This is a genomic window from Arthrobacter bambusae (assembly GCF_022606295.1).
GTDB lineage: Bacteria > Actinomycetota > Actinomycetes > Actinomycetales > Micrococcaceae > Arthrobacter > Arthrobacter bambusae_A.
On record NZ_JAHHZS010000006.1, the window covers coordinates 132,751 to 153,988 of the forward strand.

Consider the following 21,238-nt stretch of genomic DNA (forward strand, 5'->3'; position numbering starts at 1 on the left):
TTTGTTCCTATGACATCGAGCGATGCCGAATTTGAAAAGCTGATATCCGACGCCGGCGAGTGGGCTGCCCAGGACCCGGACCCGATCACTGCGGCAGCACTGGCCGAACTGACCGGACTCGCCTCCAGCGGCGTCGCTGCAGCCCGTCAACAGCTTGAAGACAGCTTCAGTGGAACCCTGCAGTTCGGTACCGCGGGACTCCGGGCAGCCCTCGGCCCAGGTCCCAACAGGATGAACCGCGTGGTGGTGCGGCGCGCAGCGGCAGGTTTGGCGGCCTTCCTCAAGGACGCCGTTGAGGCGGCTTCCCCCGGAACGCGGCCGCGCGCCGTCGTCGGCTATGACGCGAGGCACAACTCGGATGTCTTCGCCCTGGAAACGGCGGCAATCTTCACGGCCGCGGGAATCGACACCTTCCTGATGCCTTCGGCGCTTCCTACCCCGCTGCTGGCGTACGCGGTCCGTTCCCTTGATTGCGACGGCGGCGTCATGGTCACAGCGAGCCATAACCCCCCGCAGGACAACGGATACAAGGTGTACCTGGGCGGCCGGGCTGTTGAGGAAAGCGGCCAAGGGTCCCAGATCGTGGCGCCCTACGATTCGCAGATAGCCGCAAGCATCGAAGCCGTGGGCTCTTTGGATTCCATTGAACTGGCTGAATCCGGCTGGACCGTGCTCCCCGGCTCCATCACCGGCGAGTACGAGGCCGCAATGGCCGGCCTGGCCGACGTCGAAAACTTTCCGGCCCGCGAGCTGAAGATCGTCCTGACCCCCATGCATGGCGTGGGCGGCGAGACTGCGGTGTCGGTACTCAATGCCGCGGGCTTCACGGACGTCTCACTCGTGGAAGAGCAAGCAGCCCCGGACCCGGATTTCCCCACGGTCAGCTTCCCCAACCCGGAAGAACCCGGCGCGCTGGACCTGGCTTTGGCGGCAGCGGCGCGTTTGGATGCCGATATCGTGCTGGCCAACGACCCCGACGCCGACCGTGCGGCCGTGGCGGCGAAGGACCCGGACACGGGTGCTTGGCGGATGTTGCGCGGCGACGAAGTAGGAGCCCTGCTTGGGGCACATGTCGTGGCCCGGCACGCCGCCGACGTCCGGCAAAGCGACTCAAGCCGGGGTGTATTTGCCAATTCGATCGTCTCGTCCCGGCTGCTCTCCCGCATCGCTGCTGCGGCTGGCTTCGCGCATGAGGAGACCCTGACAGGATTCAAGTGGATTTCCCGAGTGCCCGGGCTGGTTTACGGCTACGAAGAGGCCCTGGGCTACTGCGTGGCACCCGAACTCGTCAGGGACAAGGATGGCATTTCGGCCTCCTTGCTCATCGCCGAACTGGCTGCGGCGGCCACGGCCGAAGGAAAGACGATCTTCGACACCTTGGACGAGATCTACCTGGTGCACGGCCTGCATGCGAGTGACCAACTCAGCATCCGGGTGGCGGACCTTGGATTGCTGGACGCCATGATGAACCGGCTCCGGGCCGATCCCCCGGAATCCTTCGGCGGATCCGCCATCGAGACCTTTGTGGACTTGGCCGAGGGAAGCGAGCAGTTGCCGCCGACGGACGGCCTCCTCTACCTGACCAAGGACCTAAGCCGCGTCATCATCCGGCCCAGCGGCACCGAGCCGAAGCTCAAGTGCTACCTGGAGGTCATCAAGCCGGTCGGATCGGCGGCGGAACTCGCGGAAACCCGGCAGGCAGCGCGAACCACTTTGGATCACATCCTCGCGGACGTCCGCGAGGCGCTCGGGCTCTAGTTAGACTTCGACCTCGATGAAACCGTCAACCATCCGGGTCTTGAATGCCGGAAGCCGGAGCCCGGGGTTGGAATAGCACTCACCGGTCTGCAGGTCGTAGACCTCCTTGTGCAACGGCGAGGCGATGGTGGGGCGTGATCCCCGGGAACCGGTAATGCCGCGGGCCATGACGTTGGCCAAAGTTGCAGGGTCCTGCTGGGCAACCGCGTAGACATTTTCGGCGTCGACACGGAAGAGCGCCACCTGCACGCCGTCGATCAACGCTGCCTCGCCCCAAGCCGGCTCCAGCTCATCCAACGGGCATATCCGGTGCCAGCCCGACGCCGTCGACGCGCTCGTCAGTTGTTCTTCCCGTTCCAGAATGACGGTCATGTCAACCCTTTCCACTATGCCTGCGTCGGGACAAATGCTGCCCTTCCTTTCAGGCCCTGGCCGCGCAGCAGCCATACCTTCAAGGTAGGCGGGCAGTGTTTCACTCGATCGCAGTCAATGTGTCCGGTGCGTAAAAGAGACCTCACGCGACCCGACATCCAATCGTGACCCAGAAGTTAAGACCACGAAACAAAAGGGAAACTGAGGAGAAACTGCCCGTCCGTAGTCTGAAACGACAAGTTGCGGAGCACGTTCTGCGGCGTATGCGAAAGGCCACCAGTGACCGGACACACCTCCACCCCAGAAAACCTGCGCCGTATTGTCGTGGCGGGCGGGGGCCCTGCGGCCCACCGTTTCGCCGATGCCATGCATACCCGCGGTCTTGAGGGCTGGCACGTCACGGTCCTGGCCGAGGAAGATCACGTTCCGTATGACCGGGTCACCTTGAGCAAGGCACTGACCGACGTGGACTACGACCTCAGCCTGGGGGACATGTCCATGTGGGAGCACGAGGCCCTGGACCTGCGCACGGGCGAACGAGTGGTCAAGATCAATCCCGAGGCCAAGTCCGTGGAAACCGCGGCCGGCAATACGTACGGCTTCGACCACCTGGTGGTGGCCACCGGCTCGGACGCGGCACGGCTCCCCTTCCCCGGCGGTGAGCTCGCCCATGTCTACCGCACCCTCGACGACGTGTGGGCCATCAACAATGCCATCGCCGAACTCAGGGAGACGCTCGGGCGGACCGTCAGGACCGTCACCATCGGCGGCGGCCTCCTCGGCTTGGAAGCAGCAGCCGGCACCATGGAGCTGGGCGCGCAAGCCACTGTCATCAACGGCTCGCGCTGGCTTATGAACGCCCAGCTGGATGAGGGCGCCGGCCAGGCATTGGGCCGGCTGGTCGCTGCCAAGGGACTCGAAGTGCTGACGGGAACCTACCCCGCCGAAGTATTGTCCGACGACGACGGCCGGGTCACCGGAGTCCTCATGAAGGACGGCCGCATCATCCCCGCGGACATGGTCATCGCGTCCATCGGCATCCGCCCCCGCGATGAACTGTTTCGCGCCGAGGACAATGCGGACGGCGCAGAACAGCTGTTCGAACTCGGCAAGAAAGGTGGCGTGGTCATCAACGACCATTGCGCCACGCCGGTCCCCGGTGTTTGGGCCATCGGTGAGGTGGCGAACTTCGAGGGCATGTGCCTGGGACTCGTGGCGCCGGCGAACACCATGGCCGAGATCGTGGCCGACCGGCTGCACGGCGGGCAGGCGACCTTCCCCGGCTTTGACACCGCCACCAAGCTCAAGCTCTCCGGCGTGGACGTTGCCAGCTTCGGCGACGCCTTCGCCACCACCGAACACTCCCTGGAAATCGTCTATGCCGACCCGGCCCGGGGCGTCTACCAGAAAATCGTCACCACCGACGACGCCAAGACCCTCCTGGGCGGCATCTTCGTCGGCGACGCCACCCCCTACATGAGCCTGCGCCCCTTGCTCGGCCGCGAACTTCCCGCCGAACCCGGCGCCTACCTCACCGCCGCGGGCGGCGGCGACGCGCCCGACACCGAACTGCCGGACGACGCGATCCTGTGCTCCTGCAACAACGTGGCCGCAGGCAGCGTCCGCGACGCCATCAACGGTTGCGGCTCCTGCGACGGGAACGCCCCCGTCCAGGAACTCGGTGAGCTGAAGACCTGTACGCGGGCCGGGACGCAGTGCGGCTCCTGCGTCCCGATGCTCAAGAAACTCCTCGAAGGGGAACTGAAGAAATCCGGCATCGAAGTCTCCAAGGCCCTGTGCGAGCACTTCAGCCTCTCCCGCCAGGAGCTCTTCGACGCCATCCGTGTCCTGGAACTGACCTCCTTCGAGGACATCCTGGCGAAATACGGCACCGGCGCGGGCTGCGACATCTGCAAGCCCACCATCGCCTCGATTCTCGCCTCGCAGAACAGCGAATACGTCTTGGGCGCCGGGCGCGGCACCCTCCAGGACACCAACGACCGCGCCCTGGCCAACATGCAAAAGGACGGCACCTACTCCGTGGTCCCCCGCATCGCCGGCGGCGAAATCACGCCGAAGGGCCTCGGGGTCATTGCCGCCGTCGCCGAGAAGTACGGGCTCTACACGAAGATCACAGGCGGGCAGCGGATCGACATGTTCGGGGCCCGCCTCGAACAGCTCCCGGAGATCTGGAAGGAACTCGTCGACGCCGGATTCGAGTCCGGCCAGGCCTACGGCAAGAGCCTGCGTACCGTGAAATCCTGCGTCGGCTCCACCTGGTGCCGCTTCGGCGTCCAGGACTCGGTCGCCATGGCCATCAATTTGGAACTGCGCTACCGTGGACTGCGCAGCCCGCACAAGCTCAAAATGGGCGTCTCCGGCTGCGCCCGCGAGTGCGCCGAAGCCCGAGGCAAGGATGTCGGCGTCATCGCCACCGACAAAGGCTGGAACCTGTACGTCGGCGGCAACGGCGGCTTCCTGCCCGCCCATGCCCAACTCCTCGCCCAGGACCTGGACGACGACACCCTGATCACATACATCGACCGTTACCTCATGTACTACATCCGCACCGCCGACCGCCTGCAGCGCACCGCCCGCTGGCAGGAAGAACTCGACGGCGGCCTCAAGCACATCGAAGACGTCATCATCCACGACTCCCTCGGCATCGCCAACGAGCTCGAGGCCGCCATGGCCCGGCATGTAGAGAACTACCAGGACGAATGGGCCGAAACCCTCAAGGACCCGGAACGCCTGCGCCGCTTCCGTTCCTTCGTCAACGCCCCCGACCAGAAGGACGAGGCCATTGCGTTCGTCCCCGAACGCGGCCAGATCCGCCCCGCCACCAACGAGGAAAAGGGCGGCGTCCTCATCGCCAGCACCATCCCCGTCCGCGGCCAGGACTAAGGAGCACCAAGCCATGCAGCTCACCCTCGACCTCACAGGCCGCGACGTTCTGGTCACCGGCTCGGCCCACGCCGCACGCCAAGCGGTCCGGCGCTTCGAAGCCGCCGGCGCCGTCGTCCATCGGCTCAGCACCCCCGACGGCGCCGGCGCTGACGGCCCGCTGCCCGAGCGCCCCTTCCTGGTCGCGGCAGTCGACGACGGCCAGCCCGGATGGGAACCCCTGCTCGAACGCTGCCGCGAAGCGGGGATTCCTGTCGCCAGCGAACCTCCCGCAGGCGGGTCAGGCCACGTCACCTTGGTCGGCGGCGGACCCGGCGCCCTTGACCTGCTCACGGTGGGCGGGGTCAACGCGCTGCGGGACGCCGACGTCGTCTTCTACGACCGGCTTGCCCCCTACGCGGAGCTGGCGCAACTCACGTCCGCGGAGATGGTGGATGTCGGCAAGCGCCCGGGGCACCACAAGGTCGCCCAATGCGACATCGAAAAGCTCATGGTGGACGCCGCATTGAGCGGCAAGAATGTGGTCCGGCTCAAAGGCGGTGACCCCTATGTGTTCGGCCGCGGCGGCGAAGAAGTCAGCGCCTGCGTGCAGGCGGGTGTCCCCGTCCGCGTCATCTCCGGCGTCACGAGCGCCATCTCGGTCCCCGCGGCCGCAGGCATTCCCGTCACGCACCGCGAGGTCAGCCACATGTTCACGGTGGTCTCCGGCCACGCACCCCTGACCGAAAAAGAGCACACGCACCTCGCCGGGCTTGGCGGGACCATCGTGGTCCTGATGGGCATCGGGACCCTCCCCCAACTCGCCGCCGGGCTAAGGCGGGCCGGGATGGATCCCGCAATGCCTATGGCCGTCGTCGAACGCGGCTACCGCCCCGGACAACGCACCACGATCGCCGAACTCGGTACCATCGAAACCGCGGCCGCCGGCTGTACCAACCCGGCCGTCCTGGTCATCGGCGAGGTGGTCCGGGTGGCCGAAGCCAACCGCAGCCACGCCGAAGCCACGGCAGACCTGGACCGCCTCGCAGCTTCCCTCCTCGAAGCCTGAAAGAATACACATGACTACGTTGAATGCCCTTGATTCCCTCGATGCTGGCTCGGCGTTGGCCACCCAGGCATTAAACGACGACGCGCCCTTGGACGGTTTCCGCATCGGAGTGACTTCACACCGGCGTTCACGCGACTTGATCGAGGCGCTCGAACGGCGTGGCGCTTCGGTGCTGCACGCCCCGGCGCTGAAGATCGCCCCGGTCCAGGAAGACGTGACGCTCATCGAGGACACGAAAACGATCATCGCCGCCAAGCCCGATATCTGCATCGCAACCACCGCCTACGGCATGCGGCGCTGGTGCGAGGCCGCGGACTCCTTCGGCATCGGCGAGCAACTCCTCGACGTCCTGGCCGCCTGCCGCATGTTCGTGCGGGGACCCAAGGCGCGGGGTGCGGTCCGCGCGGCAGGACTTGCCGACGTCGGGATCAGCAGTGACGAAACCACCGCCACGCTGGTGGACATGCTCCTTCACGAAGGCGTCCGGGGGAAGACCGTCGCCGTGCAATTGCACGGCTACACCGACGTCCGCCAGCTGGAACGCCTAAGGATGTCCGGCGCGACGGTCCTCACCGTCACGCCCTACCGCTGGGTCAAGCCCGACGGCGAAGACAAGCTGCCGCGCCTTATCGAAGCCGCATGCTCTGGGGACTTGGATGTGCTCACCTTTACGAGCGCGCCCGCGGTAGACGCCATGTGGAGCACGGCCCACGAGATGGGCCTGTACCGGCAGCTGGTCGATGCCCTCAAGACCCAGGTGACCGTCGCCGCCGTCGGGCCCGTCACCGCACAGCCGCTGATCGACGCCGGGCTCTCTCCGCTCATCCCGGACCGCTACCGCATGGGTGCGCTCATCCGCCTCGTGACGGAACACCTGGCCTTGAACCATGTGCGCCGGCTCGACACGCCCGCCGGGCATATCGAGCTCCGGGGCCGCTGTTTGAGGATCGATGGTTCCGTGGTGGAGCTGGCCCCGGCTCCGCTGCTCCTGCTGCGGGCGCTTTTGGGAGCCGGGGGCGCCGTGCTGTCCCGCGAGGCGCTATCAGACCTACTGGAATTGCGTGGCTCGGTCCATGCCTTGGACATGACGGTGAGCCGCTTGCGGTCCTCGCTGCCGGACGGGAAGCTCGTGGAAACCGTAGTCAAGCGGGGCTATCGGCTCCGCGTCTAGCCCTGGCTCTTGTGGACGAGGTAGATGGCACCGGTGGTGACGTCTTCCTCGAGTGCTTCCAGGGTGCGGCCACGGGTTTCGGGAACCTGCTTGACGACGAAGACCAGGGCGAGCGCCCCGACGACGGCGAAGAGGAAGAACGTGCCGGTGATCCCGACCCCCGCGACCAACGACGGGAAGAACAGCGAAAGGAAGCCGTTGACGACCCAGAGGAAGAAGATCGAGACGCCGGTGCCGAAGCCGCGCATGTGCAGCGGGAAGACCTCCGACAAGTAGACCCACACCGCGACGTTCAAGAACGTCTGCATGGACCCGACGAAGGCAACCACCAGGAAGAGGATCAGGTACGGGCGGATCGGGTTGCCCACGGGCAGCATCATGGAGGCGAAGCCGATGAGCAGGTGGCAGCTGGTGGTCAGCGTGAGGCCCAGGATGAAGGTCTTGCGACGGTCGATCCGGTCCATGAGAGACAAGGCGATGACGCCGCCGATCACGGCGATCACGCCGGGCGCGATGTTCGCGATGAGCGCGCCGCTCTCGTTGAAGCCAGACTCGACGAGCACCGTCTGGCCGTAGTACATGATCGAGTTGATGCCGGTCAGCTGTTGGGCGACGCCCAGGCCGATGCCCACGAGCAGGATGCGGAACAGGTTCTTGTTGCTGAAGACCGCACGCCAACCGATCTGCTGGCTCTGCTGCTCTTCCTTGGCGACGCTCTCGACCTCGCCGAGCTCGGCAAGGGCACGGTCCTCGGAGCGGACGGACTGCAGCACGGCGAGGGCTTCGTCGTGCCGGCCCTTCTCGACGAGCCAGCGCGGCGACTCGGGCACGCGGAGCATCCCGAAGAACAGCGCGATCGCCGGCAACGCGCAGACCGCAAGCATGATGCGCCACACGCCGGGGATGTCGCCCCACACGATGCCGATGATGGCGTTGACCACGAAGGCGGCCAGCTGGCCGACGACGATCATGAGCTCGTTGCGGCCCGCGAGGGAGCCGCGGATCTCATACGGGGCCATCTCTGCGAGGAACACCGGGACCACCGCAGAGGCGCCGCCCACGGCAAGACCGAGCAGGACGCGGCCGACGACGAGCACGCCGAAGCTCGGTGTGAACACGCACACCAGGGTGCCGGCGAAGAACAGCACAGCCAGCAGAATGATCGTCTTGCGCCGACCCCACCCGTCGGAGACGCGGCCGCCCGAGAGCGCGCCGATTGCCGCGGCGAAGACGAGCGAGCTGGCGACGATGCCCTCGGTGAACGGGGTGAGGCCGAGCTCGGCCGTCATCGGCCGGAGCGCCCCGTTGATGACCCCCGTGTCATAGCCGAACAGCAGACCGCCGAAGGTGGCGATCAGGGCGACCATGCCAAGGCGCTTGCGGTGCGGGCCGCTCGTCAGTGGAGGAAGCGCGATTGCGCTGCCGGCTCCCCTATGGCTTTGCGTTGCAGACATCAGGACTCCTTTGTCTTGTGATGCGGGTCATACACCCGCGCTGAATTACAGACTAACGCGCGAAAGGGTTAAATGTAAGGTCAATCTAACAAATGACTTAATTGAGACCTCTGCGCCGTGGGAAGATGAACCCATGGGTCTTGACCGGCAGCTTCGTCCCGCGACACAGAGCGATGTGGCCCGTGAAGTCGGCGTCTCCCGCACGCTTGTGTCTTTCGCCTTCCGCGATGCACCCGGTGTCAGCGGCGAGACGAAACAGGCCATCTTCGACGCGGCAAAACGTCTCGGCTACCGGCCCAACGCGGCCGCCGCCGACCTGGCACGCAAGCATCGCTCCGCCGTCGGGCTCTATTTGATGGACATCCACAACGAGGTCTACGCCGACATCCTCAGCGGCGTCAGGATGGCGCTCCCCCAGGCGCGCAACCGACTCATCCTGAGCGTCTCCCAGTCTATCGACGGCGTGGATCCGGGTGCCGTGGAATCGCTGATCGAGGCGCGGGTGGGGATCATCATCGCCGCAACGCTGCTCGACCCGGACGAACGGGTGCAGGAACTTGCACAAATAGTCCCGATCGTCAGCGTCGCGCGGCCGGTACCCGGCGTCGACAGCGTCTATTCGGACGACGACGCCGGCGCCCGCGCCGCTACCGAACACCTCCTCGGCCTTGGACACACCCGGATCGCCCATCTGGCTGGACCCGATTATCACGGCCACACGGTCCGGCGGAAAAGCTACGAAAAGACGATGCGCGACGCCGGCCTGGTTCCCTGGACCGTACCGGCGGATGACTTCACCCAGGCTGCCGGACAGCGTGCCGCAGTTGAAATTCTTGGCTCAGCGGACCGCCCGACCGCCGTCTTCGCCCACAATGACCAGTTCGCCATGGCGGCACGCGAAGCTGCCTACGCCAGGGGCCTCGCCGTTCCCGGGGACCTGTCGCTGGTGGGCTACGACAACTCACGGACCGGCCGGCTCCACGGCATCGACCTGACGTCGGTCGACCTCCACGCGATGGAACTGGGAAGCGTCGCCGGAGCCGTGGCCATGGACCGGCTCAACAATCCCGAGGCTCCCGTCGCGGACGAGCGCCTCACGCCCGAACTGGTCATCCGCAACTCGACGGCGGCGCCCAGGCGCTAAGTCCGCGTCATGGACAGATGCCCGGCCCGGTGGGACCATGGCCGTAGATTCGCTGTTGGTCCCGAGGAACGGCCATGAAAAACTTCGCACAGCTGCATGCGGCGATGCACAGGTCCTTCCACAGCTTGCTTCCCTCACCGGTCCCACGCCGCCAGACCAGACTCAGCGGCCAGTACGCCAAAGTGGATGGCATCAATCATGTGATGCCGCTTGAGTCGAACGACTCCCCCATGCTGATGGCGGCCTTTCCCATCAACAAACGCGCCGCCGCTGGACTGCTCCCAGGCAAGGAATTGCGGCCCTTCAGCTTCGGGGGCAAGGCCCTGCTGATGGTCATGGTGGTCAACCATACGTCGACGGATATCGGCACATACATCGAATATTCCCTGGCCATTGCCGTCACCCACGGCAGCCGGCCCGTCCCGCCGTTCCTGCCGCTCATCTTCCAGAAGTCGTTCAGGCTGGGCCTCTTCGTGTTGGACCTGCCGGTCAACACCGAAATCTCGGTCAAGGGCGGCAAGGGAATCTGGGGCATGCCCAAGCATCAGGCCAACCTCGACTTCGTAGTCACGGACGCCACCGTCTCAGCCCAGTACGACCAGGACGGAATGCTGGGCTGCTATGTCGAAATCGAAAAGCCTCCTCCGGTCGGGCTCCCGGTGGGGCTCGCCGTCTCCAACTACTGCGCCTTCCGTGGGATGCTCTGGAAGTCGGACAGCTATGTAGAGGGCACGGCGAACGTCACCTACGGCAGGCAGGCCAAGGCGCGGCTCGTCTTGGGCGACGCTCCCGGCGTCGCACCCTTGAAAGCCCTCCAGGTGGCACCCGAGCCAGTGTTCACCGGGTGGCTTCCCCACGCTCATAGCCTCCTGGACGACCACGTCGAGGGCTGGTTCCTTACGGCTTCCACGCAAGCAAGTGCGGCGGCCCTCGGGGGCGCAGGCACGATGGACAGCGTCGTCGGGCTTGGCCAAGGTCAGCAGTGGTTGGCGCCTCCGGACCGCTCCCGCACTGCGCACTAACTGTCCCGAATTGTTGCCGCGCCCGCGCCCGTGTGACCCAGCTCATTACCGGCCGGTAACCATTAGGGAACGGGTCACCGCCAAATGGCAACAACGGGGAAACACCACCGAAAAACCCCGCGCCTACGCTGGGCACAGGCACATCCACCACAGCTCAGTTCAGCGAAGGGACCCGCCATGTCCATCACCCCGTCCGCAGGCTCCATCCACCTCGTCATCGCCGGAGCCGGGCCCGCAGCCCAGGCCCTGGTCCGTCGGCTGACAGGCAGCAGCGCTACATCGCGACAGCCGGGAACGGCTGCATTCCACGGCACCATCACCGTCCTGAGCAACCGCGACGATTGCCCGGATGAGCTCCTGGAGCTCGCCGCCCTCCCCCAGGTCTCCATGCGTTTCGGCCAGGCCGCGAGCTTCATCGATGCCGACGCCCGCACGGTCACCACCACGGAGGGCCTCGAGTTCCCCTACGATCAGCTGGTCATTGCCACCGGCTCCTCCCCCATGTTTCCCCCGGTCCAAGGCGCCGCGCGGAGCCTGAGTTACTCCACCATCGACGACGCCGAACAGATCGGCACCGCAGTCCAGGACATCACCCGCGTTCTGGGCCGTCGGCCGCTGGGCATTTTGGTTGGCACCGGTCCGGCAGCCGGCCAGGCCGAGGCTGTGCTGCGTGCCCGCGGAGTCCGGCCTATCCGAACCACCTTGCGGCCGGCCGCTGTCATGCCTTCCGTCGCCGGTTCGGCCCTGCCGGCCACCGGGATCATTTTCGAGGACGGGAGCAGCATGAACGGCGATCTTGTGGTGCTCGCCGAGGAACGGCTCCCCCGCAACGGGCTCGCTGAAAGCGCGGGCCTGCAAACAGCTCCCGACGGCGGCATCAGGGTGGGGCGCGACTTCGCCACGTCGGTGCCAGGCATCTGGGCGATCGGCGACGCCGCCTCCCGGGACGGCATGCGCCTTGGTCTCGTGTTCTCCTCGAATGCAGCGGCGGCCCATTGCGCCGCCCGGCTCGAGGAAGACGCCAGGCTCCGCTCCTCCAGCCCCGCGCAGTCCCCGCGTTCAGCACGCTCCGCCGTCGCCGCGGCCTGAGACGACGCAGCCGGGTGCCTTCGCCGGACTGGGGGCCGGGGAGCCCGATACCGGGCGCCCCGGCGCCCCACAGGGAGCCTCCGCGGCGCCCGGGCAGTGTGGCAAGATGGTCATTTGACGAGCCGCGACCCGTGCGGCACATCCGGCCCGCCACGGAAGGACCTCCATGAGCAACGAAGCCTCCCCCGCACTGGACAATAGTGCAAGCATCGCCTCCTACATCGACCACACGCTCCTCAAGCCAGAGGCCAGCGAAGCCGAGGTGCGCCAGATCTGCGCGGAGGCCGCGGAGTACAAGTTCAAGTCCGTGTGCGTCAATCCGATTTGGGTCAAGACCGTCACCAAGGCACTCAAGGGTTCCGGAGTGCTCACCTGCTCGGTCGTCGGATTCCCGCTCGGCGCCACACCCAGCGACGTCAAGGCTTTCGAAGCACGCGGCGCAGTGTTGGACGGTGCGGATGAAGTGGACATGGTGATCAACATCGCCGCGGCCCGCGCTGGAGACAAAGGCGCGTTGGTGGATGACATCACGGCCGTAGCGGAGGCGGTCCACGCGGGCGGAGCCATCCTGAAGGTCATTATCGAGACCGCCCTGCTGAATGACGAGCAAAAGGTCCTGGCTTGCGAGGCATCCGTGGAGGCAGGGGCGGACTTCGTCAAGACCTCAACCGGCTTCAACGGTGGCGGCGCCACGGTGGAAGACGTGGCCCTCATGCGCAACACCGTGGGGCCGGACCTCGGCGTCAAAGCCTCCGGCGGAGTACGCTCCCTGGCCGATGCACAGGCTATGATTGCTGCTGGTGCAACACGTATCGGTGCGAGCTCCGGAATTGCCATCGTCAAAGGTGAACAAGGTTCATCCGCGTACTGAGTTTCCCGGCAGCCGCCATAGTTTTTGAGCCCCTCGGGGCCGAGGAGGAAAGCATGTCACAGAACACCAGCCAGCCCATCGAAAAAGAGAACCCGCTGGGCCAGAGCATTCTGCTCTTTGTGATCAGCATGGTCCTCTTCCTCGGCGCCATCTACTCCCTCACGTTCCTGACGCTTGAGAACACGTGGCCGATGGCCGTCTGCCTGGTCCTCTTTGGCCTCGCGTTCTGGATCCCGCAGACCATCCTCGGCCGCTCCAACTCGGCCGGCGAGAGCTAAGAACCCAACTTCAAACGCTGTGGCCCCGGACTTCGGTCCGGGGCCACAGTCGTTTAAGCGTCACTCCACCACTTCTGACCTCTTTTGAACGCGGACGACGGCGACACGCCCCAAAAGAGGGTGTGTCGCCGTCGTTTTCCCAGCAAAGAATGTCGAAACAAGTAGTACCACTCGCTTTTGACAGCGAAAGACGGGTAACACCACTCGTTGTTAGTTAAAGACCGCCCATGCAAGCATTTGGTCATCGATTGAATGGGCAATCGAAGCAAGGGTTGGAATTTTCGAATTCATTGCCGCTGTCGCCTGTTCTGGGGAACACCAATTCACAAAGGAGTCTCACTCATGCGCAAATTGAGCAAAAAAGGAAAAGTCTACGCGGCAGCGGCAACAATCGCCCTCGTGGCGGCAAGCGGCGGAGCGGCCTACGCCTACTGGACCACCACGGGCAGCGGTTCCGGTTCCGGAGCAACAGGGACGAACACCACCATCACGGCCGTGCAGACCAGCGTCGTCAGCGGTCTGCAGCCGGGCGGGGCAGCTCAGCCTCTGAGCGGCAATTTCAATAACCCCAACACGAGCCCGGTTTACGTTGCTGACGTGACGGCGAGCATCGCAAGCGTGACCCAGGCCGCTGGTGCAGGCGGAACATGCGATGCGAGCGACTTCACGCTCAGCGGCGCGCTGATGACCGTCGGCCACGAAGTGGCCAGCGGTACGGGCGTCAGCAGTTGGGGCGGTGCGACGATCGCGTTCAACGATAAGACCGACACCAACCAGGATGGCTGCAAGGGCGCGACTGTTAACCTCGCCTACGCCAGCCACTAGGCAAGAACTGGTGGGCCCACCAGCTTGTGCTGCCTCCACAGAAGCCACGCAAAAAAACCCAGAGGAGCAAACGGTGCCACGCATTCCGGAGTTATTCCGATCGCCGATCCGCACCGTTCGCGCGGGAGCGAAAGTGCTTCTGGCCGGCCTTCTCTTGGTGACCCTCACATCGGGCGTCGTGCTCGCCGCCGGCAGCAATGGCAACCAGGGCGTCCAAATGGGCATCACCCTGCAGCTTGCCCCAAGCAGCAGATCTGTCACCCAGGGTACCTCGGCAAGCTACAACGTGGTGGTCCAGCCCTCGGGCGGGTTTGTTGGGAACGTCTCACTGACAATCTCGGGACTGCCAGCGGGCGCCACAGCATCGTTTTCGCCCGCAGTCGTCGCCGCCGGGCCAGGATCGGCAACCTCGAACCTTGACGTGTCCACGAGTTCCGCCACACCCCTTGGCAACTACTCCCTGAGCCTCAAGGGCACCAGCGGAACGTTACAGGCCGCCGTCGTCGTCGTTTCGTTGACGGTGAGCGCCGGGCAGCACGCACCGTTCACCATCTCAGGCGGTCCCACCGGTCTTCTGGCCCCGGGCAGCGTCGTACCGATCAATCTGCAATTGACGAATCCGGGCAATTCCATCCTCAGCGTCACTGGCCTCACTGTTTCCATCGCGGGAGTCACAAGGACTGCCCAGGCAGTGGCAAACAACCTGCCATGCAATCCCTCGGACTACCTCATCGCCCAATTCAGCGGCAGTTATCCGCTCTCCACCCCGCCGGGCAATTCTTCGCTCTTGGGAAATGGAATTCCTGCAAATCAATGGCCGCAGATAAAGATGCTGAATAGCTCGCTCAACCAGGACGGTTGCAAAGGCGCAACCCTCCAGCTTTCCTACTCCGGAACGGGACAGGGCAATTGAAATGCGGGCGAATGACATGAGAGCGAACAGGCGGATGAAGGCGGGATCCTTGACCGCAGCCAAAGCAGCCGTGACGGCCCTCCTGCTGACCCTGGTGTTGGGCGTCGGTTCGGCCTACGCGTACTGGTCCACGATCGGAGCAGGCAGCGGCGCGGCAGCCACAGGCACCATGCAGACCGTCACGGTAGACGCCCTCGTGGGCGGAGACACTCCATCAACAACACTTGTCCCCGGCGGTAGCGCAGACGTGATCGTCCGGGCAAGCAATCCAAACGCCTTCGCGGTGCAGGTGTACAGTTTCACCGCCAACGGCACCGCGACGGCGGATGCATCCCACCCGCTGTGCACCACCACGGGCGTGACGTTCAACGCCCCGGCCGCTCCTTTGGCGCCAACGTTGTCCATACCGGCAAACTCCTCCATTCTGATCACCCTGCCGGCAACCGCGTCGATGTCGACGGCCTCACAATCCAGCTGCCAAGGCGCCGTATTCCACCTTCCAGTAACGATGGCGGTCCGCAAATGAACAAGCCCAGGCACTCTGCAGGCAGCGGACGCAATCGAGTGGTCCGCCGTCGCGTGACGTGGACGCTCCTTGCGGTACTGTTCATCTCCTGGGGCGGCCCGGCGGCCAACGCCTATTGGCAGTCGCTGAGCAGCAGCAACTTCGGGGCGGCAAAAGCCGACAGCATGCCGCAAGGCGGCACTCCCGCTGCGTCCCTGAGCGGCACGAATATCACCATCAGCTGGGCTGCGGTCTCCACACCGGCCGGACATGCAGTGACGGGTTACACCGTCGCGCGCTACACCTCTGCGAGCGGTGGTACCGCGGTAGCCGCAGGAGGGGGCTGCGCGGGCACGGTGACCACCCTCAGCTGCATTGAACAAAGCGTGCCGGGCGGCTCCTGGTTCTACACCGTGACGCCCGTCATCTCCTTGTGGGCGGGCGCGGAAAGCGCCCGCAGTGCTGCCGTAAATACCGATTCGACGCCGCCCACTATCAGCGTGACGTCAATATCCCCGACGCCGAACGGTTTGGGCTATGACAACACCAGCCCGGTGACCGTGAACCTCGCCGCCGTGGACAACACGGGCGGATCCGGTATTGCGAACATCAAGTACGCGGTCGACGGCGGCAGCGCGGTAACGGTAAACGCGGCCACAGCCGCAGTAAGTGTCAGTGGCAACGGCACCCATACGGTGTCCTATTTCGCCACCGATGTCGAAGGGAACTCCAGCACACCCCAGACCCAGACGGTCAACATCGACACCACAGCCCCGACGGTCAGTTCCGTGACCATGGCCAACGGCGGGGGCGGCGGCAACGCCGGACGCGCAAGCACTGGCGACACGCTCACCATCGCCTTTTCCACGGACATGGACCCACACACCCTTTGCAGTGGCTGGGACTCCACCTCCGCCAGCCAGACGGCCAGCGGCATGGCCAGCATCAGCACTGCCGAGGTTTTGACGTTCAGCAGCACGAGCTGCGCGGTACCGTCGTTTGGCAGCGTCGCCCTTGGCGCCGCCTACAACACCAGTACCACGTCGTCCTTGGACTTCACCTCGTCCACGATGACCTGGACCCAGTCCACTGGGACACTGGTCATCACCCTCGGCATGCCGGGTACGGGGGGCACTGCGGGAACCGGCCTCTCACCGGCTACTCCCGTGTACAGCCCGGTCACGGGTGCAGCGGACAAGGCGGGCAACCATGTTGGAACCATCACCTCCGGCGGCAAGTCCAAGTTCTGAATTCCACCGTCATCCACCCAGGCCCAACATGAGCGCCAGGAGTGCCGGCCACTTGTTTCGCAGCAATGCCCACGCCGCAAGCCCGAATCCAACCATGGCATAGCCGCCCACGGGTATCAGGACAAGCCATTCCCGCCGGGAACCGGCCTTGCCAAGCAGGGGGATGGAGAAGGCGCCGTTGGACCGCCAGATCCCGCTGACCAAAGGCAGTTTGCGCCAGAACTTCGGCGGCTTGATGACGATGGGCCACAGCAGCGGCACTCCCCCGGTGGTGATCATGTCGCCCACGATGTGGACCACGACGCCGGTGAGCATGGCCAAGGGCAGCCAGCTCCACTGATGCGGGGCGAACCACGTGACCAGGCCGGCCATGGCAAGGGCAAAGACCCAGTTGGTGATCCACCCGGATTTCGGGAACAGCTTGAGTGCTTTGGCGGCCAAATTGACCATGAACATGCACAAGAGCCCGGCCCCGATGGACAAACGGCCCACGGGAGTATCCAGCTGGAGCTGGGCAGCCATGGCGGCGAGCACCACGAATGCCGAGGCACCCAGAAGCGAATGGGTTCCCTGCCGGTGCCCTCCGCTGGCCTTCTCGATCCCGACGGCAATCACGTTGGACAGCGGCGGCAGTGAGTGGGCGATGGTGCTTGCGCGGTGGTCCCAGTCGCACACCAAGGCAGTCCCCGCCGTCGTCATTGCTCCTATGAGGATTCCGGTGGCGTCCAGCGGGTACCAGCCCAGCGCGTACGGGCCGGTTGAAGCGATAGCTATCCACGCCGCGGCCCCGGACGCGGCGTGGTGTCCTCCCATCATCGGCTAGCCTGCGGTCTGCGAAGCGCTGGGTGTCGGCGAAGCCGAGAAAAAGATGGCTTCGATCACGGTGTTGGCCCACTCGAGGATCTCGGCGTCCTGCAGGTCCCGGCCGCCGATCCTCGCCGTCTTCGGCTTGGGGAGCAGCACGGCGTCGAGGGCAGGCTTGATCTGCGAGCCCGGGTACATGCGGTTGAGCCGCATGACCTTTGATTCAGGCAGCTGGGCCGGCGAGAAACGGATGAAGTTGCCTTGGAGCGCGACGTCGGACAGTCCGGCTTCGCGGGCACCCACCCTGAACCGGGCGACGGCGATCAGGTTCTTCGCGGGCAGCGGCGGCTCACCGTAACGGTCCACGAGTTCAGCCAGGACCTCGTCGATGGCGTCGTTGGTGATGGCTGCGGCCAGTTTCCTGTAGGCCTCGAGGCGAAGGCGTTCGCCCGGCACGTAGTCGTGCGGCAGGTGGGCGTTGACGGGCAGCTCGATCTTCATGTCGGCAGCCTTCTCTTCCGCCTCGCCGCGGTATTCGGCCACGGCTTCACCCACCAGCCGGATGTACAGGTCGAAGCCGACTCCTTGGATGTGCCCGGATTGCTCCCCGCCCAGCAGGTTGCCGGCGCCGCGGATTTCGAGGTCCTTCATGGCCAACTGCATGCCGGCGCCGAGCTCGTTATGCGTGGCGACGGCTTTGAGCCGCTCGAGCGCCACCTCGCCCAGGGGCTTCTCGCTCGGGTACAGGAAGTACGCGTAGGCGCGTTCGCGGCCACGGCCCACGCGGCCGCGCAACTGGTGGAGCTGCGACAGGCCGTACTTGTCCGCGCCGTCCACAATCAGGGTGTTGGCGTTGGAAATGTCCAGGCCGGTTTCGATGATGGTGGTGCAGACCAGGACGTCAAAGCGCTTCTCCCAGAAGTCCACGATGATCTTTTCCAGGCGGCTCTCGGACATCTGCCCATGCGCCACTTCGACGCGGGCTTCGGGAACGAGTTCCCGGATCTGGGCGGCGATGCGCTCAATCGAGGACACCCGGTTGTGGACGAAGAAGACCTGGCCTTCGCGCATGAGTTCGCGCCGGATCGCCGCGGAGGTCTGCTTGTTGGTGAACGGCCCGACGTAGGTCAGCACGGGGTGCCGTTCCTCCGGCGGTGTGGCCAGTGTGGACGTTTCGCGGATGCCTGTGAGGGACATTTCCAAGGTACGCGGGATGGGGGTGGCACTCATGGCAAGGACGTCCACGTTGGTGCGCATCTTCTTGAGCGCTTCCTTGTGTTCCACACCGAAGCGCTGCTCCTCGTCCACGATCACCAGGCCGAGATCCTTGAACTCGAAGTCCTTGGACAACAGGCGGTGCGTGCCGATGACCACGTCAACGGAGCCGTTCCTGACTCCTTCTATGGTCTCCTTGGCCTCCTTGGCACCTTGGAACCTTGACAGCGGCTTGACCCGCAGGGGGAATCCGGAAAAGCGCTCCGTGAATGTCTCGTAGTGCTGCTGGGCGAGCAGGGTGGTGGGAACCAGCACCGCGACCTGTTTGCCGTCCTGTACCGCCTTGAACGCAGCGCGGACGGCGATCTCGGTCTTCCCGTAGCCGACGTCGCCCGAGACCAGGCGGTCCATGGGGATCTCGCGTTCCATGTCGGCTTTGACCTCGTTGATCGTGGTGAGCTGGTCCGGCGTCTCCACATACGGGAAGGCTTCCTCGAGCTCCCGCTGCCACGGCGTGTCCGGCGCGAAGGCATGCCCGCGCGAGGCCATGCGGGCCGAGTACAGCCTGATGAGCTCACCGGCGATTTCCTTGACGGCCTTGCGGGCCTTGGACTTGGTGCTTGCCCAGTCCGCTCCGCCCATCTTGCTCAACGACGGCGTGTCGCCCCCGACGTAGCGGGTCACCTGGTCCAGCTGGTCCGTCGGCACGAAAAGCCGGTCGCCCGGGGCACCCCGCTTGGACGCTGCGTACTCGAGCACGAGGTACTCGCGGAGACCTTCATCGTTCGGGGAGGAACCGGCCACCTTGCGCTGGATCAGCTCCACGAACTTGCCGATCCCGTGCTGTTCGTGGACCACGAAGTCACCGGCGTGCAACTGGAGGGGGTCGACGGCGTTGCGGCGCTTGGAGGGCATGCGCCGCATGTCCTTCGTGGACCCGGCCGAGGTGCGGCCCAGGAGGTCCGCTTCCGTCAGCAGCCCTAGTTTGAGGCCGTCCAGGACAAAACCGCGTCCGACGGCGGCAGTGGTTACCTCGATGATCCCGGCCTGCGGTTCGTGGGCCAGGGATTCGACGCGGGAGCACGGGATATCCGCATCATGGAACAACTCGGCGAGACGCTGGGCAGGCCCAGGGCCATCGGTCGCCACCACGATGCGCCATTGCTCGCGCACGTGGGAACCGATGAATTCGAGCATTTCCGCGACGTCACCCTGGTAGCCGCGAGGTTCCCGGGCGTGCAGGTTCAGGACGTCGATGTCGAGGACCAGTTCCTCGTCCGTCGCCAATGATGTGATGGACCACCAGGACACGCCGTGGGCCAGGGCTGCGCTCCGGGTGTCCGTTAAGGATCGGAAACTGGCCGCATGCAAGGCGGAAGCGGCCTGGGAGCCCAACACCGAGTCGAGATCGAGGGGCGCCGTCCCGCCGTCGGACGCCGTGGACCAAGCCGCCTCGAGGAACTCCTCGTTGGTGGCCGCGAGGTCGTGCGCGCGGGTGCGGACCTTCTCCGGCTCGATGACCACACCGATCGAACCGGCCGGCAACTGGTCCACGAAAGGCACCATCGCGTCCACCAGGACCGGGGCCAGGGACTCCATGCCCTCGACGGCGATGCCGCCGGCGATCTTTTCCAACATGTCCGCGGCGGCCGGCAAGTCTGCCTTGAGCTTGGCCGCCCGGGACATGACCGACGGCGTGATGAGGATTTCCCGGCACGGCGGGGCGTGCAATTCGGTGGGGTGGTGCACGCCCGGGCCGGAGAGCGAACGCTGGTCTGCCACCGCAAACCAACGCATCTGGTCCACCTCGTCGCCGAAGAATTCCACCCTGATCGGGTGGTCTTCGGTGGGTGGGAAGACGTCCAAAATACCGCCCCTGACGGCGAATTCACCGCGGTGGGTAACCATGTCGACGCGCGAATAGGCAGCGTCGGCAAGGCGGCGTACCACGTCGCTGAAAGGCATTTCCTGCCCCACGCTCAACGTCACGGGGACCAGCTCGCCCAAGCCTGCCACGACCGGCTGGACCACGGCGCGAACCGGTGCCACGACCACCCGCAGGGGGCCCGCCGTCGAGCTCTCCGGGTGGGCCAGGCGCCGAAGGACCGAAAGCCTGCGTCCCACGGTGTCCGAGCGCGGGGAGAGCCTTTCGTGCGGCAGGGTTTCCCAGCTGGGGAAGGCCGCTACCGAGTCCGCGGGAAGGTAGGCGGCCAAAGCCGCGGTGAGGTCCTCGGCTTCCCGGCCCGTGGCCGTCACGGCCAACACCACCGCGCTGTCGTCGAGATTCCGGGAGGCGAGGCCGTCGGCCATCTCCGCCAGCAGCGCAGCCCTCAAGCCCGCCGGGGCGCTGATCTGGTAATCGCTACTGCGTTCACTAAACGCGCGCGAAGCCTCGGGCCTGACCCGCGAGAACGTCCGGTCCTCACCCAGGGCACGCCGCAATCCATCAAGCGATGCGACAGCAGCGGCAGGGCTGATTCCGGAGTTGACCGCTGACGGTTGGCCTTTGGGGCTCATTTGGCTCTCCTGGGATGGGGGAAGGCAGCACGAAAACCCGAAATTCTCTCGAATCCCGGGGCGTTCCTAGCCTACCCCGACCACACCGTAGGATGTTT

At 65.4% G+C, this 21,238-nt stretch carries 17 protein-coding genes; 13 read left to right on the top strand and 4 right to left on the bottom strand.

Features of this window, described 5'->3' with window-relative positions; genetic code table 11:
• Positions 1 to 9 precede the first annotated feature (9 nt).
• Positions 10 to 1,758, top strand: coding sequence for a phospho-sugar mutase (locus tag KNN17_RS06285; protein WP_241707948.1), 1,749 nt, complete (start codon positions 10 to 12; stop codon positions 1,756 to 1,758).
• On the opposite strand, the gene nirD is transcribed toward KNN17_RS06285, so the two are convergent.
• Complete coding sequence (nirD, locus tag KNN17_RS06290; protein WP_078105873.1) at positions 1,759 to 2,130, bottom strand: nitrite reductase small subunit NirD; 372 nt, start codon at positions 2,128 to 2,130, stop codon at positions 1,759 to 1,761.
• A 279-nt stretch (positions 2,131 to 2,409) separates the two neighbouring features.
• Between nirD and nirB the strand changes: the two genes are divergently transcribed.
• From nirB to KNN17_RS06305, 3 genes are read left to right on the top strand one after another with little or no spacing between them, the layout of a single operon-like run.
• Positions 2,410 to 5,034 (top strand): nitrite reductase large subunit NirB, encoded by a 2,625-nt coding sequence (nirB, locus tag KNN17_RS06295; protein WP_241707949.1) that lies wholly within the window; start codon positions 2,410 to 2,412, stop codon positions 5,032 to 5,034.
• Between the two features lie 13 nt (positions 5,035 to 5,047).
• Positions 5,048 to 6,082, top strand: a complete 1,035-nt coding sequence (gene cobA / locus KNN17_RS06300; protein WP_241707950.1) for a uroporphyrinogen-III C-methyltransferase — start codon at positions 5,048 to 5,050, stop codon at positions 6,080 to 6,082.
• Between the two features lie 10 nt (positions 6,083 to 6,092).
• A complete protein-coding gene (locus tag KNN17_RS06305) occupies positions 6,093 to 7,253 on the top strand; it encodes a uroporphyrinogen-III synthase (RefSeq protein WP_241707951.1) in 1,161 nt (386 codons plus the stop codon).
• On the opposite strand, the gene KNN17_RS06310 is transcribed toward KNN17_RS06305, so the two are convergent.
• Positions 7,250 to 8,707, bottom strand: a complete 1,458-nt coding sequence (locus KNN17_RS06310) for a sugar porter family MFS transporter (RefSeq protein WP_274619665.1) — start codon at positions 8,705 to 8,707, stop codon at positions 7,250 to 7,252. The genes KNN17_RS06305 and KNN17_RS06310 overlap by 4 nt on opposite strands.
• A gap of 133 nt (positions 8,708 to 8,840) precedes the next feature.
• On the opposite strand from KNN17_RS06310, the gene KNN17_RS06315 reads away from it, so the two are divergent.
• From KNN17_RS06315 to KNN17_RS06355, 9 genes are all read left to right on the top strand, one after another.
• A complete protein-coding gene (locus tag KNN17_RS06315) occupies positions 8,841 to 9,851 on the top strand; it encodes a LacI family DNA-binding transcriptional regulator (protein ID WP_241707952.1) in 1,011 nt (336 codons plus the stop codon).
• Between the two features lie 74 nt (positions 9,852 to 9,925).
• Positions 9,926 to 10,873, top strand: coding sequence for an acetoacetate decarboxylase family protein (locus tag KNN17_RS06320; RefSeq protein ID WP_241707953.1), 948 nt, complete (start codon positions 9,926 to 9,928; stop codon positions 10,871 to 10,873).
• Between the two features lie 177 nt (positions 10,874 to 11,050).
• Complete coding sequence (locus KNN17_RS06325; protein ID WP_241707954.1) at positions 11,051 to 11,962, top strand: FAD-dependent oxidoreductase; 912 nt, start codon at positions 11,051 to 11,053, stop codon at positions 11,960 to 11,962.
• A 166-nt stretch (positions 11,963 to 12,128) separates the two neighbouring features.
• Positions 12,129 to 12,833 carry a deoxyribose-phosphate aldolase gene (deoC, locus tag KNN17_RS06330; protein WP_241707955.1) on the top strand — a complete coding sequence of 235 codons (705 nt, stop codon included), beginning with the start codon at positions 12,129 to 12,131 and terminating at the stop codon, positions 12,831 to 12,833.
• A 53-nt stretch (positions 12,834 to 12,886) separates the two neighbouring features.
• Complete coding sequence (locus tag KNN17_RS06335; RefSeq protein WP_078105872.1) at positions 12,887 to 13,111, top strand: hypothetical protein; 225 nt, start codon at positions 12,887 to 12,889, stop codon at positions 13,109 to 13,111.
• Between the two features lie 342 nt (positions 13,112 to 13,453).
• A complete protein-coding gene (locus tag KNN17_RS06340) occupies positions 13,454 to 13,936 on the top strand; it encodes a hypothetical protein (RefSeq protein WP_078105874.1) in 483 nt (160 codons plus the stop codon).
• 73 nt (positions 13,937 to 14,009) lie between these two features.
• Entirely contained in the window at positions 14,010 to 14,849 is an 840-nt protein-coding gene (locus KNN17_RS06345) for a COG1470 family protein (protein ID WP_241707956.1), read from the top strand.
• A gap of 49 nt (positions 14,850 to 14,898) precedes the next feature.
• A complete protein-coding gene (locus tag KNN17_RS06350; protein ID WP_308196775.1) occupies positions 14,899 to 15,375 on the top strand; it encodes a hypothetical protein in 477 nt (158 codons plus the stop codon).
• Positions 15,372 to 16,604, top strand: coding sequence for an OmpL47-type beta-barrel domain-containing protein (locus tag KNN17_RS06355; protein ID WP_241707957.1), 1,233 nt, complete (start codon positions 15,372 to 15,374; stop codon positions 16,602 to 16,604). The genes KNN17_RS06350 and KNN17_RS06355 overlap by 4 nt, the downstream gene beginning before the upstream one ends.
• 9 nt (positions 16,605 to 16,613) lie before the next feature.
• Here the strand turns inward: KNN17_RS06355 and KNN17_RS06360 are convergent, their stop codons facing one another.
• Entirely contained in the window at positions 16,614 to 17,420 is an 807-nt protein-coding gene (locus KNN17_RS06360; RefSeq protein ID WP_241707958.1) for a metal-dependent hydrolase, read from the bottom strand.
• Positions 17,421 to 17,423: 3 nt separating this feature from the next.
• On the bottom strand, positions 17,424 to 21,140 hold the full coding sequence (gene mfd, locus KNN17_RS06365) for a transcription-repair coupling factor (RefSeq protein WP_241707959.1): 3,717 nt from the start codon (positions 21,138 to 21,140) through the stop codon (positions 17,424 to 17,426).
• Positions 21,141 to 21,238: the final 98 nt, after the last annotated feature.

Coding starts and splice junctions, on each gene's coding strand:
- KNN17_RS06285 (WP_241707948.1), top strand. CDS start 10: ATGACATCGAGCGATGCCGAATTTGAAAAGCTGATATCCGACGCCGGC.
- cobA (WP_241707950.1), top strand. CDS start 5,048: ATGCAGCTCACCCTCGACCTCACAGGCCGCGACGTTCTGGTCACCGGC.
- KNN17_RS06355 (WP_241707957.1), top strand. CDS start 15,372: ATGAACAAGCCCAGGCACTCTGCAGGCAGCGGACGCAATCGAGTGGTC.
- KNN17_RS06335 (WP_078105872.1), top strand. CDS start 12,887: ATGTCACAGAACACCAGCCAGCCCATCGAAAAAGAGAACCCGCTGGGC.
- KNN17_RS06360 (WP_241707958.1), bottom strand. CDS start 17,420: ATGATGGGAGGACACCACGCCGCGTCCGGGGCCGCGGCGTGGATAGCT.
- mfd (WP_241707959.1), bottom strand. CDS start 21,140: ATGAGCCCCAAAGGCCAACCGTCAGCGGTCAACTCCGGAATCAGCCCT.
- KNN17_RS06315 (WP_241707952.1), top strand. CDS start 8,841: ATGGGTCTTGACCGGCAGCTTCGTCCCGCGACACAGAGCGATGTGGCC.
- KNN17_RS06340 (WP_078105874.1), top strand. CDS start 13,454: ATGCGCAAATTGAGCAAAAAAGGAAAAGTCTACGCGGCAGCGGCAACA.
- KNN17_RS06305 (WP_241707951.1), top strand. CDS start 6,093: ATGACTACGTTGAATGCCCTTGATTCCCTCGATGCTGGCTCGGCGTTG.
- KNN17_RS06325 (WP_241707954.1), top strand. CDS start 11,051: ATGTCCATCACCCCGTCCGCAGGCTCCATCCACCTCGTCATCGCCGGA.
- nirD (WP_078105873.1), bottom strand. CDS start 2,130: ATGACCGTCATTCTGGAACGGGAAGAACAACTGACGAGCGCGTCGACG.
- deoC (WP_241707955.1), top strand. CDS start 12,129: ATGAGCAACGAAGCCTCCCCCGCACTGGACAATAGTGCAAGCATCGCC.
- KNN17_RS06320 (WP_241707953.1), top strand. CDS start 9,926: ATGAAAAACTTCGCACAGCTGCATGCGGCGATGCACAGGTCCTTCCAC.
- KNN17_RS06310 (WP_274619665.1), bottom strand. CDS start 8,707: ATGTCTGCAACGCAAAGCCATAGGGGAGCCGGCAGCGCAATCGCGCTT.